A 15,788-nucleotide genomic window follows, 5' to 3' on the forward strand; every position below is an offset into this window, starting at 1 on the left:
GCCTCGGCGGACAGGGCTTGCAGCGGTCTAGCTTCGGAAGAAGAGTCGGGAATTGTTGGCGTTTCGATAGGTTAGGTCCTCCAGCCCCGCCGTGGCATGATCGGCCGCGCGTCGGGCTGCCAGAATACGGTCGTGATGCGGTGATTTGTCGCACACCGGGTCGGCGTTGTCTGCGTTACCGGTTAGCAGGTAGGCCTGGCATCGGCAGCCGCCAAAATCCTTGCCCTTCTCATCACAGGACCGGCAAGGCTCCGGCATCCACTGATCGCCACGGTAGTGATTAAACCCCGGGCTGTCGTACCAGATGGACCGCAAGGACTGTGTACTCACATTGGGAAACTCAATGGGCAACAACCGGGCACTGTGGCACGGCAACGCGGTGCCGTCGGGTGCAACCGTCAGAAACAGGCTGCCCCAGCCATTCATGCAGGCTTTCGGGCGTTCTTCGTAATAGTCGGGGGTCACAAAAATCAGCTTCATGGCCGACCCACTGTCGCCCAGTTGTCGGCGATAGTCGTTCACCTCACGCTCGGCAAGTTCCAGCTGCTGGGCCGACGGCATCAGCCCCTCCCGGTTCTTGAAGGCCCAACCGTAATACTGGCAGGTGGCCAGCTCGACAAAGTCAGCACCGAGGCGTTCACACAGCGAGATGATGTCACTCATTTGGTGAATATTGTGGCGATGAATGACAAAGTTCAGCACCATCGGGTAGCCGGCGTCCTTGATCGCCCGGGCCATGGCGAGCTTTTGCTCAAATGCCTTGCGGGAACCCGCCACGGCATTGTTCAGTTCCGGGTCCGAGGCCTGAAAACTGACCTGAATGTGGTCCAGCCCAGCATCGCGGAAGGCATCCACCTTGGCGTCCGTCAGGCCGATGCCGGAGGTGATCAGGTTGCTGTAATAGCCCAAGTGCCGGGCTTCGGCAATCAGTTCGGGCAGGTCCTGACGCACCAACGGCTCGCCTCCGGAGAAACCCAGTTGAGCCGCGCCCATTTCGCGCCCCTGGCGCAACACACTGACCCACTGGTCAGTGGTCAGCTCGTCCTTGCTCTGGGCAAAGTCCAGCGGATTGGAGCAATAGGGGCACTGTAAAGGGCAGCGGTAGGTCAATTCGGCCAGTAACCAAAGCGGCGGGCCGACGCCCTGATCGTTCACCGGCATCATGTCAGTATTACCCAGTGTTGTTGCAACGCATCTTGCAGGAAATCACAGACGTCGACCGCCAACGGACCGGCCTCGGGGAATTTCTGTTCCAGGCGCGCCACAATTTGCTCAATATTCCGCTGACCGTCCACTTCCGCCAAAATCGCCGAAGCGCTGTCATTCAAACGCACCATGCCTTCGGGGTACAACAGCACATGGGCGTTTTGAACCGGCTCCCACTGGAACCGGAAGCCGGGCCTCAGACGAGGCGTTTTGGCCATCATCAACTCAGCCCCCGATGATAAACCTGCTGATCGGTGACGGTATGGTACGGCGGCGTCTGGTGGACATACGCCATAGTCAGGGCATCCAACAAAGACCATAAAATATCCAGTTTGAATTGCAGTATATCAAGTGCCCGAGCTTGCTCCTGCCCGGTATGAAAATGGTCCAGGGTGATGGCCAGACCATGCTCCACATCCCGGCGAGCCTCGGATAATCGCTTGCGAAAATAGCTGTAACCCTGGGGGTCAATCCACGGGTAATGGGTGGGCCAGCTCTGCAATCGGGATTGATGAATTTCCGGGGCGAACAGTTCGGTCAATGACGAACAGGCCGCTTCCTGCCAACTGGCGCGGCGGGCAAAATTGAGATACGCATCGACAGCAAAACGAACCCCGGGCAGCACGTGGCGCTGGTCAACGACCTCTTCCCGACTCAACCCGACCGCCTCGGCCAGGGCAAGCCACGCCTCGATACCGCCGTCTTCGTGACCATCGCCGTCGTGGTCCAGTACCCGCTGGAGCCATAGCCGGCGCACACTCGCATCCGGACAGTTGGCCATGATGGCGGCGTCTTTGCGGGGAATATTGACCTGATAATAATACCGATTGGCTACCCAGCCCCGAATCTGATCGGGGCTGCACTGGCCACTGTACATCGCCTGATGATAGGGGTGATGGATATGATAATACTGGCCCTTGGCCCGCAATGCCTGCTCAAACTCAGTCCGGTTCATGGCCTCACCGATTCCGGTACTCATGGGGCACCGGACAAATCTAAACTCATTCCGTCCCACGCAACATCGATGCCGTGGTCGGCCAGCTCCGCCCGCTCGGGCGAGTCTTCGTCCAGAATGGGGTTGGTGTTGTTGATGTGAATCAGGATTTTGTAGCGTGCCGATAACGAGTCCAGCAGCTCAATCATGCCACCGGGGCCGCTCTGGGCCAAGTGCCCCATCGCCTGACCGGTCTTGGTGCCCACTTCCCGGCGCTGCATTTCATCGTCGTGCCAGACGGTACCGTCGACCAGTAAGGTATCAGCCCGGCTCATCCAGTCCTTGACTCGCTGATCGGGCTGACCCAGTCCCGGAGCATAGAGTAAGGTCTGACCGGTGCGGGTATCTTCCACAAACAGGCCGACGTTGTCGCCGGGATGGGTTTTGTCACGCCGGGGCGAGTATGGCGGTGCATTGCTGAGCAAGGGAATCGCCGTCAGCTTCAGTGCCGGGGCACAGGGAATGACAAAAGACGCGTCATCCTCACACGGCATCGGTTGCCACTGCAGGCCGCCGTTCCAATGCTTGAGCATGGGAAACAAGGGAAATCCGGTACTGAGGTCTTCGTGCACTTGCGCCGTGCACCAGACATCCAACGGACAACCTTCCCGCAACGACAGCAGGCCGGTGGTATGGTCCACCTGGCTATCCATTAATAAAATCGCGTTGATGCCGGTATCGCGTATCGCCCGCTCGGGTTGCATGGGTGCAAAGTCGGCTAATTGGGCGCGAATATCCGGTGAAGCATTACAGAGTATCCAGTGCTCGCCGTCTTCGCTGATGGCGATGGACGACTGGGTTCGGGCTCGGGCATTCAGGGTGCCGTTGCGCATGCCATTACAATTGGCACAATTGCAGTTCCACTGAGGGAACCCTCCACCGGCGGCGGAACCGAGAATCTGGACGTACATTCGGGCTCTCCGAAATGGCAACGGCCAACACCGAGGTGCTGGCCGTTAACGGTTAGCGGTTGGCGAAATACATAGTAACTTCAAAGCCAATCCGCAGATCTTCATAAGCTGGTTTGGTCCACATAGTGCTTTCCTCTTGTTGTATCACTGGAGCATTACCCCTTTCATGAGTAACGTCCCCCAATCCTAGTGGCTCCGGTACACTTACTACATGGTACTTTGGAACAAGTTTTAAGGTGCCTTCAGCGGATACGCCCACCGATCGGTCCTGCCCAGGCAAAAAAAACGGCCCCCGAAAGGACCGAAAAATAGCAGGAAGACCCAACACCCTCCGGGTTCAGACGCAAACCCTACCCCGAAGGCTGCCCGCCTCACGACGGGCCCAAAGCCACCTCCTTGTGCCTACTCGCTATAACACTGGCCTTGCGGCCAGCTTGCACAACAACGTTTGTTAAGCCGTCAGCCTTAGAAGAAGCCCAACGGATTGGTGTCGTAGCTGACCAACAGGTTCTTGGTCTGCTGATAGTGATCGAGCGCCATCTTGTGGTTCTCACGGCCGACACCGGACTTCTTGTAGCCACCAAAGGCCGCATGGGCAGGGTACTGGTGGTAGCAGTTAGTCCACACACGACCGGCCTGAATGGCGCGGCCCATGCGATAGGCGCGGTTAATGTCGCGGGTCCACAGACCTGCACCAAGACCAAACTCAGTGTCGTTGGCGATGGCAAGCGCTTCTTCCTCGTCCTTGAACGTGGTGACACCCACGACCGGTCCGAAGATTTCCTCCTGGAAGGTACGCATGTCATTGCGGCCCTTCAGCAGGGTCGGCTGGATGTAGAAGCCGTTGTTGTACTCTCCGCCCATCTCGTGACGACCGCCGCCGGTGAGCACTTCCGCGCCCTCCTGCTTGCCAATCTCAAGATAAGACATGATTTTGTCGAACTGCTCTTTGCTGGCCTGTGCCCCAACCTGCACATCGGTGTCCAGCGGATTGCCGCGCTTGATGCTCTTGGTGCGTTCGATAACCATGGCCATGAACTCGTCGTACATGTCTTCCTGCACCAGAGCACGGGACGGACAGGTGCAGACTTCGCCCTGGTTGAAGAATGCCAGTACCAGACCTTCGACACACTTGCTGATGAACTCTGGCTCAGCCTTCATCACGTCGGAGAAGTAGATGTTTGGTGACTTGCCACCCAGCTCAACGGTTGACGGGATAATGTTCTCAGCCGCGCACTTCATGATGTGCGAGCCGACCGGCGTGGAGCCGGTAAAAGCAATTTTCGCGATACGCTTGTTGCTCGCCAGTGCCTGGCCAGCCTCAGTGCCATAACCGTTAACGATGTTCACAACGCCCGGTGGCAACAGATCACCGATCAGCTCCATCAATACCAGGATGCTCGCAGGTGTTTGCTCGGCTGGCTTCATCACCGTGCAGTTGCCGGCGGCCAGGCAGGGCGCCAATTTCCAGACGGCCATCAGGATCGGGAAGTTCCAGGGGATGATCTGACCAACCACACCCAGAGGCTCGTGGTAGTGGTAGGCGACGGTGTTGTTGTCGATGGCGCTGGAGGTGTCCTCCTGAGCACGGATACAACCGGCGAAGTAACGGAAGTGGTCAACCGCCAGCGGGATGTCGGCATTAAGGGTTTCGCGCACCGCCTTACCGTTGTCCCAGGTTTCTGCGACCGACAGCATTTCGAGGTTTTGCTCAATGCGGTCAGCAATTTTCAACAGAATGTTAGAGCGTTCGGTCGTTGACGTCTTGCCCCAGGCCGGTGCGGCCTTGTGTGCAGCGTCCAGTGCCAGCTCGATGTCTTCAGCGCTGGAGCGTGGAATCTTGCAAAACACGTCGCCGGTAATAGGGGTGACGTTGTCGAAGTACTGACCCTTCAACGGAGCAACCCACTCGCCGCCGATGTAGTTTTCATATTGTGCTTTGTAGGAGACGACAGAGCCTTCCTTACCAGGGTTTGCGTAGATCATGATTTTGGCCTCTTGTTCTGATTGATGCTGGGCAACGCAGTTCTAGCGTTCTCAATTTCACTGTAGGCGTGTAAGCACTCAGTCGAAATGATCCCTTCGGTGTGTAAAACTCGTTATTTGGTATTAGACAGAACTGATACTGCGGTAACGAAAAGGGGGCCGATCAACGGCCCCCTTATTACCACTGTAGATCAAGACGGCAAATTAGCGCGCCGCAACCCGATCTTTCGGCAATTTGAACGTCCAGACCATACCCCCCTGGTTAAAGTCCTTGACCACCTTGGCGACCTCGCCCCCCCAAAGAGGAACGGCGCCACCCCAGCCAGAAGCTACGGAGACATACTGCTCGCCATCCATAGTCCAGGTGATGGGCGTACCAACGACACCGGAGCCGGTGTTGAACTTATAGAGTTCTTCGCCGGTCTTGGCATCAAACGCTTTCAGGTAACCTTCCGGTGTACCGGTAAAGACCAGGTTGCCAGCAGTTGCCATGACGCCGCCCCACAGTGGAGCCGGGTTGTTGTAACGCCATACTTCTTTACCGGTCTTCGGGTCCATCGCTCGCAGCACACCGATGAACTTGTCATTGGTCGGCTTGATGGTGAAGCCGGCGCCCAGGAACGCAGCACCCTTCTTGTAAGACACGGCTTCGTTCCAGATGTCCATTGACCATTCGTTGGACGGCACGTAGAACAAGCCGGTGTCCTGACTGTAAGCCATTGGCTGCCAGTTCTTACCGCCGAGGAACGAGGGTTGTGCAACGACCGCTTCACCCTTGTCACCCTTCATGTCGGCAGGATTGCCAGGACGGCCGTCCTTGGTGTTGTAGATCGGACGACCTTTCTTATCGAGACCGGTTGCCCAGGTGATCTTGTCAACGAACGGGAAGCCACGAATGAATGCGCCGTTGGTGCGATCCAGTACGTAGAAGAACCCGTTACGGTCAGCGGTGGCGGCCGCTTTGACCATCTTGCCGTTCTTGCCCTTGTAATCGAACGAAATCAGCTCGTTAACACCGTCGTAGTCCCAGCCGTCGTGAGGCGTAGTCTGGAAGTGCCACTTGATGCTGCCGTCATCCGGGTCGATCGCCAACCGTGATGAAGAAAACAGGTTGTCACCAGGGCGCAGGTGCGAGTTCCAGGGTGCCGGGTTACCGGTGCCAAAAAACAGCGAGTCGGTGCTGGCGTCATAAGTACCGCCCAGCCATGTGGCCGCGCCGCCGTTCTTCCACATGTCGCCAGGCCAGGTCAGACCCGCTTGACCACCGGAAATGCCATTTTCAACGGCTTTGCCGTCCTTGTAGACATAACCCATATGACCTTCGACCGTTGGACGTGTCCACACCAGGTCGCCGGTCTTGGCATCATAGGCTTCCACTTTACCGACAATGCCGAATTCGCCACCGGACACACCGGTAATGACTTTGCCTTTAACAATCGTAGGCGCCGCGGTGATGGCGTAGCCGGCCTGATAATCGGCGACTTTCTTGATCCAGACCACGTTGCCGGTGTCTTTGTTCAGTGCGACCAGTTTGGCGTCGAGCGTGCCGAAAATAACCATGTCGCCGTACAACGCAACACCCCGGTTAACAACGTCGCAGCACGGCATGATGCCGTCTGGAAGACGCGCATCGTACTGCCAGATTTCCTCACCGGTCTTGGCATCAATCGCGTAAACGCGCGAGTAAGAAGCCGTGACATACATTACGCCGTCTTTGATCATCGGCTGGGATTCCTGGCCGCGCATTTTCTCGCTACCAAATGAAAAGGCCCAAACCGGTTGCAGGCTTTTTACGTTGCTGTCATTCAGGGTTGTAATCGGGCTGTAGCGTTGACCTTGCTGCCCCATGCCATAGCTGACGACATCCTCAGCGGTGGCCTGGTCATTCATGATGTCCTTGTCGGTGACCGCTTGGGCACCGAATGAAACAGCCAATGCAAGGGCACTGGCAGCAAATTGTTTACCGATCGTGTTCGATCTCATGGTTGCGCTCTCCAAGTCTCTTGTTTTCTGATTAAGCGGCGAACCGGGAAGACTTCCCGCCTCTGCACCAATTCTTGGCCGTGGCGCCGTTCTCAACAATTAACCCCCCGACCAACTTCTCTCATCACTTGGTAGTACGCCCCCCCTGAAACAAAAAACCCGCAGGGCTAGCTGCGGGTTCCAGGCGAACACTCTGAAGCGTCAGGACGCCGATTCGTCAATGGTATTTGTCACTCTATGCCCTGTGCCCACGCCGACCAACGTTCCCTGCCGGGGCGCAGCGCGTCTCACTCAGCCTGCGCGCCCAGAACTTCAGCGTAATAACCCGGTATCGAATACCGGGCGCCATAGCGGGCAAACAAAGCCTCCATCTCCCCGCCCCTCACGAGTTCGTCAACGATCGCTTCGATCGCATACCCGAGCTGGCGATGGGTATGTTTGACCGCCATACCCACATCCCACACCTGTTTGGTCAACCCGGGAAAGCCATTAGTGGCCGGCACCATGCCGTCGTCAGGGTGCTCCGCCAATTCAAAATCGACTTCCGCCCGCATCCCCATGACGGCACTCACATCGCCAGCCAACATGCCATCAAAGGCCGCGCCGACGTTATTGTAGTGTTTAACCTGAGACCGAATACTGCCATTAAAACTCGAACTCAGATAAAAGTCGGGCAGCGTATCAATCTCGACGCCGATGGGGTGATAGCGAAACACTGCAATGGTTGAGACCGGATCAAGCTTGGCGGGGTTGTAGGCGATCTGCCACTGTTCCTGCTGGTACGGCCCGAACAAGACCACCTGCTCGTTCATGTATTCGCCGGTGGAATCCTGCATGTAAGCGAACTTTTTGTCGTAGGGCACGCGCATCATCACGTCCGCCAAACGCCGCTTGGCGAGGTAATGCCCCTTCCAGACGTTATTGCGCAGATCGTCTCCCAGGGTTTCATCCGGCACAATCCAGTGGGGCTGGAACTCAACCCCCAGACGTTCGGCAATCCGTCGCCCGAGGTCCGCATCAATGCCTTTGGCAACACCATCCTGCTCGTAGGAATATGGCGGGAAGTTCTGGTACATCCCGACCTTCAGGAATCCCGACGCGATCACTGCATCGTAGGTGCGCTCCGGCGGGCGGTCGAGGATACCTTCCTGGCCAATGGCCGCGCCGGTAAACATCGTCAGCACCAGCGCCATGTAATACCGGGTTATTGTCACTATGCCCCCTTCTGGTCCCCCGCCAAGGCGGGTACTATTCATTTCATTGCTGGTTGTTGGTCGTTGCTGGATCACTCCGGCTCGGGGAGCGACTCGACGTAGGTCTTGATAGCCCATATCGCGTTTTGATCCAGCGTGCCCTTGAACGAAGGCATGTTGCCATAGCCGCCCAGCACACGACCGATGAAGTACTCGTCGTCCCAAGCTTCAAGTTCACGGAGATCGGGTGTCATGCCGCCCGACATTGCCTGAATACCGTGACAGGCAGCACAGTTGCCAGCGTAACCACTTTCGCCCACGTTGACGGCCTGCGCGTTCATGTCGCCGTGCTGACCACCTTCACGAAAAGGATTTTCCATCAGCGGTTCGGCACCCAGTTCCGGTAACGAGCCGGTGTCGACGCCTTGCGGTGTCACGTTACCGTGGCCCATCGCAATGGACGCCAGCCCAAACAGGCCAGCCAACGCCATCCCTTTCACAATTCTGGAAACTGCCATAATCATTTCTCCACTGAAGCCTATTACGCTCTTTGGATATCAGAAAGAGCATTTACTATTGATCATTCCAGTGTAGAAACCTGATCTCCCATTCCGAATGCCACTTTCGAGCCTTCGCTCTAGTTCCTTAGTCCTATACCTGGCCGTCACGGCCTGGTATCGGCCCTTGCTGGCGGCGCTGAACCCCCTGCGCCGGGCGGGACGAGCCCGCCGATATAGTGCTTTGGTACTGCCAAATTCCTACTTTATGAATATTTCAGGGATCAGGCGCCTTCTCTAAGCTCGGTTGATAGATCTTGTTAATGAGGAATTCATGTCCAACATTCGCCTACTCGCCGCCGCTTTGTGTTTTGGGTGGGTATTGCCGGCGGCCGGCTTCAGTGCCGACATTCGGATCGGATACATTCAATGGGTACCGGACCAAGGCCCGGTGCTGTCCAACATTCTTCCCGAACCGGACGACGCCGGCCAGCGGGGCGCCGAACTGGCGCTGGCGGACAACAACACCACCGGGCGATTTCTCAATCATAGCTACCGGCTCGAGTCGGTGGTGGCAGACTCTGCCTCCGACGCTCAGGAGGCGTTGGCAGGCCTGATGGATCAGGGCATTGAGCTGTTCATTCTGAACGTACCCGCGACCACCCTGCGTGAGATGGCGACCCAGGCGAACGATCGGGCCCTGCTGTTTAACGCCGGCGCCAGCGACAACGCGCTTCGGGTACGCGATTGCGCACCCAACGTGCTCCACACAATTGCCAGCTACGGCATGCTGACCGATGCGTTGGGTCAGTGGCTCAGCGCGCGCCGGTGGCAAAAAATCTTCCTGATCACCGGCCCGACCGAGCAGGACCAGCAGTGGGCGGACAGCTTCCGCAGGGCCAGCAAACGCTTCAACCTCAAGATCATCGCCGACAAACCCTGGTCGTTCGAGGGCGACTTACGCCGGACCGCGTCCCGTGAATTGCCGCTATTCACCCAAGCGTCCGATTACGACGCCGTGGTGGTGGCTGACGTGCGCGGTGATTTTGGCGAATACGTACCATTCAACACATGGCTGCCAAGGCCGGTCACCGGCACCCAGGGCATGACACCGGTGACGTGGCATCGGGTGGTGGAAGCCTGGGGTGCCGCTCAGCTTCAACGCCGTTTCACCGGGCTGGCGCACCGCGATATGACGGACATTGACTACGCGGCCTGGCTTGGCGTGCGGGCCGTGGGCGAAGCGGTGACCCGAACCGCCAAAGTCCGCTCGAAAGCCGTTCGCACCTACCTGCTATCCGATCAGCTGCAGTTGGATGGTTTTAAGGGTCGCCAGTTGAGTTTTCGCACCTGGAACGGCCAGTTACGCCAACCAATCCCGCTGGTTCACCCGCGGGCTTTGGTCGGACAGACTCCGATTGAGGGTTTCCTCCATCCTAAAACCGACCTGGACACCCTGGGCTTCGACGCACCGGAAAGCCAATGCCGGATCGTCAAGTGACTATCACATAAGACCGGGGGTCGTGACGCCAGCGTCGCCAGCCACGCGCCCCCACAAGGAGAATCAACAATGGGTTTGATACGCACCCTGGCGCTCTGTGCCGTCTGCAGTTTCACCGCCGTCCCGGCCATGGCCAGCCTGGCCTATGTTTCCAATGAAAAAGACAACAGCCTGTCGGTCATCGACATGGATACCCTGGAGGTGGTGGACACCATTGCCGTAGGACAACGCCCCAGGGGCATCTTGCTGTCAAAGGACAACAGCAAGCTCTACATCTGCGCCAGCGATGACGATACCGTTCAGATCCTGGATCTCGCGACCCGGACGATTATCGATGATCTGCCTTCTGGCGAAGACCCCGAGCAGTTCGCCCTGCACCCCAACGATCGTCACCTCTACATCGCCAATGAAGACGATGCCATCGTGACGGTGGTGGACATACAGACCAAGGAAGTCCTGGCCCAGACCGAAGTAGGGGTCGAACCCGAGGGCATGGCAGTCAGTCCCGATGGCCGCTGGGCGGTGAGCAGCAGTGAGACCACCAGCATGCTGCACTGGATCAACACCGAAACCTTCAAGATCGAGAAAAACATCGTCGTCGGCCAGCGTCCGCGTCACGTCGAATTCAGTGACGACAACAAGACCGCCTGGGCATCGGCGGAAATTGGCGGCACGGTGCACGTCATCGACGTCGACCGCCTGTCTGAGATAAAAACCCTGGATTTCAGCATCCGCGGTGTTCATCAGGACAAAGTACAGCCCGTCGGTATTGAGCTGACCTCCGACGGTAAACTCGCGTTTGTTGCACTGGGCCCCGCCAATCACGTGGCGGTGGTGGATGCGCAGAGCTATGAAATCCTGGATTACCTGCTGGTGGGCAGCCGGGTCTGGCACTTGGAGCTGAACGAGGACGAGTCCCAACTACTGACCACCAACGGCGTCAGTGGCGATGTCTCGGTGATCGACGTGGCCGACCGCAAGGTGATCAAGTCCATCAAAGTCGGTCGCTATCCCTGGGGCGTGGTTATCGCGCCTTCACCCTGAGGTCTGACATGTCCATTGAAGCCCGTGACATTCATTTCCGTTATGGCCGGACGCCGGTTCTCAAAGACGTCAGTTTCAGCCTGGTCAGGGGGCGCTTCCATGCTCTGCTCGGACCCAACGGAGCCGGCAAATCCACCCTGTTCGGTCTGATGACACGACTGCTGGCACTGCAGTCCGGCGAGTTGATGATGGCGGGGCAGTCCCTGCGCAAACAACCGGCAGCGGCGATGCGCGAGATGGGGGTGGTGTTCCAGCAAAACGCCCTCGACCTGGACCTGACCGTGCAGCAGAACCTGCTTTACCATGCCGCCTTGCACGGCCTGTCTCGCCGCGAAGCGCGCGCGCGCAGTGACCGCGAGCTGGCGCGATTCAACCTGTCGGAGCGGGCCGACGATCCGGTCCGAAAGCTCAACGGCGGCCATCGCCGTCGGGTGGAAATCGCCCGCGCCCTGCTCCATCAACCCAGCCTCCTGTTGCTGGACGAACCCACTGTCGGGCTCGACGTGGCAAGCCGCCAGACCCTCAACGAGCATGTTCGCCACCTGTGCGCCGAGGACGGCCTGACGGTGTTGTGGGCCACCCACCTGATCGAGGAAGTCCAGCCCGACGACCGGGTACTGATCCTCCACCGGGGTTCTTTGCGAGCTAATGGTGAGGGCCGCGATCTCTCGGAGGCGGCCGACCGAGACGGCATTGCCGAGACCTTTCACGCGCTGACAGGAGCAGGACAATCATGAAAGCCGCCCACTACTGGCACTGCTTTGTTGGCATCCAATCCCGCGAATGGCTGCGGTTCTGGCAACAGCGCACCCGGTTTTTCAGTGCGCTGGTGCGCCCGCTGCTGTGGCTGGCGGTGTTCGCGGCCGGCTTCCGTGCGGTCCTGGGAGTGTCCATCATCCCGCCCTACCAAACCTACATTACCTACGAAACCTACATTGCGCCCGGCCTGTGCGGCATGATCGTGCTGTTCAACAGCATGCAAGGCGCGCTGTCGATGGTGTACGACCGGGAACTGGGCAGTATGCGGGTATTGCTGATGAGCCCACTGCCACGACCGTTTCTGCTGATTACCAAACTGCTGTCCATGGGTCTGGTATCAATCGGACAAGTCTACATTTTCCTGCTGGTGGCCCGGCTGTTTGACATCGAGCCACCGACACTGGGTTACCTTGCGGTGCTGCCGGCCCTGATGCTGACGTCGCTCATGCTGGGCGCACTGGGCCTGCTGATTGCGACCTGGGTGAAACAGCTGGAAAACTTTGCCGGCGTGATGAATTTCGTCATTTTCCCGATGTTTTTCCTGTCCTCGGCGCTGTACCCCCTGTGGAAAATGCAGGAAGCCAGCCCGTGGCTGTATTGGCTGTGCCAGATCAACCCTTTCACCCACGCCGTTGAAGCCATCCGGTTTGCCCTGTACTTGCAGTGGAACCCGGCCGCGTTCGGCATCACGCTCGCGGTCACCCTGGTGCTGGCAAGCCTGGCCACGGCCGGCTTCCGACCCCAGCGCACCAAAATCTTACCCGGCGTAGCCTGATCCCGTCGCCATGCAAAACGCCGCCCCGCAGGCGGCGTTTGTGAGATTGCACACCGTCGGCTCACACCGTTTCGGTGCGCGCCTCTTGGCGCAGACGACCGGTGATGGACTCGGCCGAAGCGTCCGACCGTAGTGTGCCATCCCACTGCAGTTGTGCGGGACGCCCTGCCAGGTACCACAGCCGGTTGGCCAGGTAATCGGCATCCTTCGGGTCATGGGTGACGCAAATCATCGCCATGGCGGGGTGGGCGTCAAGCAAGGCCAGAATCAGGCTCCGTAACTCATGGGCCCGATCCGGGTCCAGCGACGCAAACGGCTCGTCCAGCAGTAACAAGTCGGGGCTGATCGCGAGGCACCGGGCCAATGCGGCCCGACGCGCCATGCCGGTGGACAGTTGATTCGGCAGGTACTGTTCGTAACCCGACAACCCCACGTCGACCATTGACCGCGTCACCGCCTCCGGGGTTGCCCCGACCAGGGCCAGGTTTTGTTGTACCGTCCGCCAGGGCAATAGCCGGTGTTCCTGGAACAGGTAGCCCACGCGCAGGTCGTCACGGCTGGCTATTGCGCCTTTGGACAGCCGGGGATCCAATCCGGCCAGGGTATTGAGCAGCGTCGTTTTGCCGACGCCGGACGGCCCCAGCAGACAAATACGGTCACCGGCGGCAATGGTTACGTCGATATCACCCAATACCGAGTGGCGTTGACGGTGATCGCTCAGTCGCAGTTCAAGCATGCGTCACCCCCGCCGTCCGCCAGCGCGATGCCCGCCGTTCCATCGGTTGCAGCACCACCAGCTCAATCAGTTGCACAACGCCGACAAAGGCCAGACTGTGGGCCAGGATGCTGGCGACATCGAAAACCTGAAAGGCGAGATGGAGCTGAAAACCAATACCGTCAGACCGACCCAGCAGTTCCACCACCAGCACGATTTTCCAGATCAACGCCAGGCCACCCCGGGTCGCCGCCATCAAATAGGGAAACAGCTGTGGTCCCCAGACATGCACTACCCGTTGCCAGTCAGTGAACTGGTAGACCCGGGCCATTTGCTCAAGTTGGGGGTCCAGACTGCGCGCCCCTTCGCGCACCGTCACGGCCACATTGGGCACCTTGTTGATCACCACGGCCATGACCGCCGCCGTCTCCACCAGCCCGAACCAGACATACAACAGGATGATGACGACCAACGCGGGCAAGTTGAGAAACAGCACCAGCAGAGGGTCCAGCAAGGCATTGGCCAGCAGTGACCGGCCCATCCAGACGCCGAGCACCACCCCCAGGACCATGGCCAGCACAAAGCTGATCAGCACCCGGCGCAGGGTCACGCCGAGGTGATGCCCCAGCTCACCGCTCTGAGCCGCTGCGATGAGCGTTTCAAAGACCGTTGCCGGGCCGGGCAATAGCGCAGTATCAAGAATGCGGGCCAGGATGGCCCAAAACACCAGCGCCAATGGCAGCATGACCCAATAGGTCCAGCGCGCAGGCTTCATGGCTGGGGTTGAAAAAATAGTGACACCGGCAGTACGGACTCGCGGTCGGTACCGGTCAGTACCAACAACTGCTGCAGGTCGGCGATTCGGGCGCTGCCCAGCGGTTTCGGCATGCCGGCCACAAAGCCGGAGCGCAGGGCCTCAAACACCGCGTCGTCGTCAGCTCGCATCAGCGGCCGAAGTGGCAACCAGGCCTCCGCAGACTCGCCCAGTTCCGCCTGGGCCTGCATCAGGGCCTGATCAAACCGTGTGACCAGGTCGCGGTGTGCCATCGCCCAGTCTGCCCGAAACACGTACCCCAACACCGGCAGGTCGCGGTCGAGTTCCAACGCTGCCAGCAAGTCCGACATCCGGATCAACGACCGATACCCCCCCTCGGCCTTCAGCTTTGCGGCGAAATGCCAGTAGGTTATCAGCACCTCCACCTGTTCGCGCTTCAGGGCCTGACTCAACAAAGGGGGCGCCGCATACTGCACCGAAGTCTGTCCGGCCAGCTCGATGCCCTGCGCTTTGGCCACTTCCTGGAGCAACACCCAACCCTTGCTGTCTGGTCCGCCCGCGACGCCGATCCGGCGGCCGACCAAATCGGCCAGGGTGCGCACAGGGCTGGTGTCGGCGACCAGGATATCGCCAATTTGGGAGGAAAACGGTAAATACAGATAAGGCGTGCCTGCCTCATAGCGGTGCTGGGTCCAAAGTAAATCGGCAACGGCGCCATCCACACTGGCGCTGGACACTGCCAGGCGCGAGGCGCCCAGATTGGCCACCAATTTGACCTCGAGCTTAAAACCGTGGCGCTGATCGATACCACGACGCTGGATATGAGCCAGTTGCCAGTGCGCGGTCCCGAATTGAAGCACACTCACCGTGACGGCGGGCATGTCGTGCATGCCCGGGCCTTTGGCCGCCGGCCATACCGACGTCAGGGGAAGCATAAGCACGACCAGCAGAACTATGGCAGAGCGTCTGGGAATACGCATAACTGTGAGCAACGATGACATCATGCCCTACGATACGAAGCCCAACGGCCCACAAGAATAGTACTTTAGTGCTTCTTTTTTGCTGCGATGGTCTCATTCAACTGAAGCGCTACATCGCGTGTAATGCAACCATCACAATAATAATCTGAGGCTACCTATAATGTTCAGGCCGCTCATCAGCCTGCCGTCGCTGCCGCATTCCGCATCGCTTCACGCCATGACATTCGTCGCCAATGCCGACGAAACCCTCAGACATCGATGTTATCTGGCCGCCACCTTGGTAAAACAAACCCTGCGCCTTGGCGCTGAGAGTGTCTGGCGCGCGACAAGCGGGCGCTACCCGGAATGGCCGGCCACCAGGAACACAAGGCCCGTCAATTTGACTAAGCGGATTATAAACAGATCAACTAAAATGATCCTATTGCTACATGGAAGAGCGCGAGCTGACCGACAACCGCCGCTGGCCTTG

At 58.7% G+C, this 15,788-nt stretch carries 16 protein-coding genes; 4 read left to right on the top strand and 12 right to left on the bottom strand.

From position 1 onward, the window contains the following. Positions 1 to 27: 27 nt before the first annotated feature. The 9 genes from pqqE to pedF all read right to left on the bottom strand — a co-directional run bounded on the left by pqqE (position 28) and on the right by pedF (position 8,791). The gene (gene pqqE, locus GRX64_RS00845) at positions 28 to 1,164 is read right to left on the bottom strand and encodes a pyrroloquinoline quinone biosynthesis protein PqqE (RefSeq protein WP_166263291.1); all 1,137 of its coding nucleotides are present in this window, start codon (positions 1,162 to 1,164) and stop codon (positions 28 to 30) included. Continuing rightward, positions 1,161 to 1,427, bottom strand: coding sequence for a pyrroloquinoline quinone biosynthesis peptide chaperone PqqD (gene pqqD, locus GRX64_RS00850; protein ID WP_166263292.1), 267 nt, complete (start codon positions 1,425 to 1,427; stop codon positions 1,161 to 1,163). The genes pqqE and pqqD overlap by 4 nt, the downstream gene beginning before the upstream one ends. Then, the gene (gene pqqC / locus GRX64_RS00855) at positions 1,427 to 2,185 is read right to left on the bottom strand and encodes a pyrroloquinoline-quinone synthase PqqC (RefSeq protein ID WP_166263293.1); all 759 of its coding nucleotides are present in this window, start codon (positions 2,183 to 2,185) and stop codon (positions 1,427 to 1,429) included. The genes pqqD and pqqC overlap by 1 nt, the downstream gene beginning before the upstream one ends. Beyond that, entirely contained in the window at positions 2,182 to 3,111 is a 930-nt protein-coding gene (gene pqqB / locus GRX64_RS00860) for a pyrroloquinoline quinone biosynthesis protein PqqB (protein WP_166263294.1), read from the bottom strand. Before pqqB ends, pqqC begins: the two co-directional genes overlap by 4 nt. 52 nt (positions 3,112 to 3,163) lie before the next feature. Further along, a complete protein-coding gene (gene pqqA, locus GRX64_RS00865) occupies positions 3,164 to 3,235 on the bottom strand; it encodes a pyrroloquinoline quinone precursor peptide PqqA (RefSeq protein ID WP_007153157.1) in 72 nt (23 codons plus the stop codon). 341 nt (positions 3,236 to 3,576) lie between these two features. Further along, positions 3,577 to 5,097, bottom strand: a complete 1,521-nt coding sequence (exaC, locus tag GRX64_RS00870) for an acetaldehyde dehydrogenase ExaC (RefSeq protein ID WP_166263295.1) — start codon at positions 5,095 to 5,097, stop codon at positions 3,577 to 3,579. Positions 5,098 to 5,301: 204 nt separating this feature from the next. After that, positions 5,302 to 7,080, bottom strand: coding sequence for a PQQ-dependent methanol/ethanol family dehydrogenase (locus tag GRX64_RS00875; RefSeq protein ID WP_166263296.1), 1,779 nt, complete (start codon positions 7,078 to 7,080; stop codon positions 5,302 to 5,304). Positions 7,081 to 7,367: 287 nt separating this feature from the next. Then, a complete protein-coding gene (locus tag GRX64_RS00880; protein ID WP_427901631.1) occupies positions 7,368 to 8,294 on the bottom strand; it encodes a substrate-binding periplasmic protein in 927 nt (308 codons plus the stop codon). A gap of 71 nt (positions 8,295 to 8,365) precedes the next feature. Further along, complete coding sequence (gene pedF, locus GRX64_RS00885) at positions 8,366 to 8,791, bottom strand: cytochrome c-550 PedF (protein WP_166263297.1); 426 nt, start codon at positions 8,789 to 8,791, stop codon at positions 8,366 to 8,368. Between the two features lie 313 nt (positions 8,792 to 9,104). Between pedF and GRX64_RS00890 the strand changes: the two genes are divergently transcribed. From GRX64_RS00890 to GRX64_RS00905, 4 genes are all read left to right on the top strand, one after another. Beyond that, positions 9,105 to 10,271, top strand: a complete 1,167-nt coding sequence (locus GRX64_RS00890; RefSeq protein WP_166263298.1) for an ABC transporter substrate-binding protein — start codon at positions 9,105 to 9,107, stop codon at positions 10,269 to 10,271. A 69-nt stretch (positions 10,272 to 10,340) separates the two neighbouring features. Further along, a complete protein-coding gene (locus tag GRX64_RS00895) occupies positions 10,341 to 11,315 on the top strand; it encodes a YVTN family beta-propeller repeat protein (protein ID WP_166263299.1) in 975 nt (324 codons plus the stop codon). 8 nt (positions 11,316 to 11,323) lie between these two features. Beyond that, entirely contained in the window at positions 11,324 to 12,052 is a 729-nt protein-coding gene (locus tag GRX64_RS00900) for an ABC transporter ATP-binding protein (protein WP_166263300.1), read from the top strand. Next, the gene (locus tag GRX64_RS00905; protein WP_166263301.1) at positions 12,049 to 12,849 is read left to right on the top strand and encodes an ABC transporter permease; all 801 of its coding nucleotides are present in this window, start codon (positions 12,049 to 12,051) and stop codon (positions 12,847 to 12,849) included. Before GRX64_RS00900 ends, GRX64_RS00905 begins: the two co-directional genes overlap by 4 nt. A 61-nt stretch (positions 12,850 to 12,910) precedes the next feature. Here the strand turns inward: GRX64_RS00905 and GRX64_RS00910 are convergent, their stop codons facing one another. The 3 genes from GRX64_RS00910 to GRX64_RS00920 are packed head-to-tail and all read right to left on the bottom strand — an operon-like array spanning position 12,911 to position 15,274. Continuing rightward, entirely contained in the window at positions 12,911 to 13,585 is a 675-nt protein-coding gene (locus GRX64_RS00910) for an ABC transporter ATP-binding protein (protein WP_166263302.1), read from the bottom strand. Then, positions 13,578 to 14,339, bottom strand: coding sequence for an ABC transporter permease (locus GRX64_RS00915; RefSeq protein WP_166263303.1), 762 nt, complete (start codon positions 14,337 to 14,339; stop codon positions 13,578 to 13,580). The genes GRX64_RS00910 and GRX64_RS00915 overlap by 8 nt, the downstream gene beginning before the upstream one ends. Continuing rightward, positions 14,336 to 15,274: an ABC transporter substrate-binding protein gene (locus tag GRX64_RS00920; protein WP_207308683.1), complete on the bottom strand. Its 939-nt coding sequence runs from the start codon at positions 15,272 to 15,274 to the stop codon at positions 14,336 to 14,338. The genes GRX64_RS00915 and GRX64_RS00920 overlap by 4 nt, the downstream gene beginning before the upstream one ends. Between the last annotated feature and the right edge of the window lie 514 nt (positions 15,275 to 15,788).

The organism is Marinobacter caseinilyticus (assembly GCF_011074955.1).
Classification (GTDB): Bacteria; Pseudomonadota; Gammaproteobacteria; order Pseudomonadales; family Oleiphilaceae; genus Marinobacter; species Marinobacter caseinilyticus.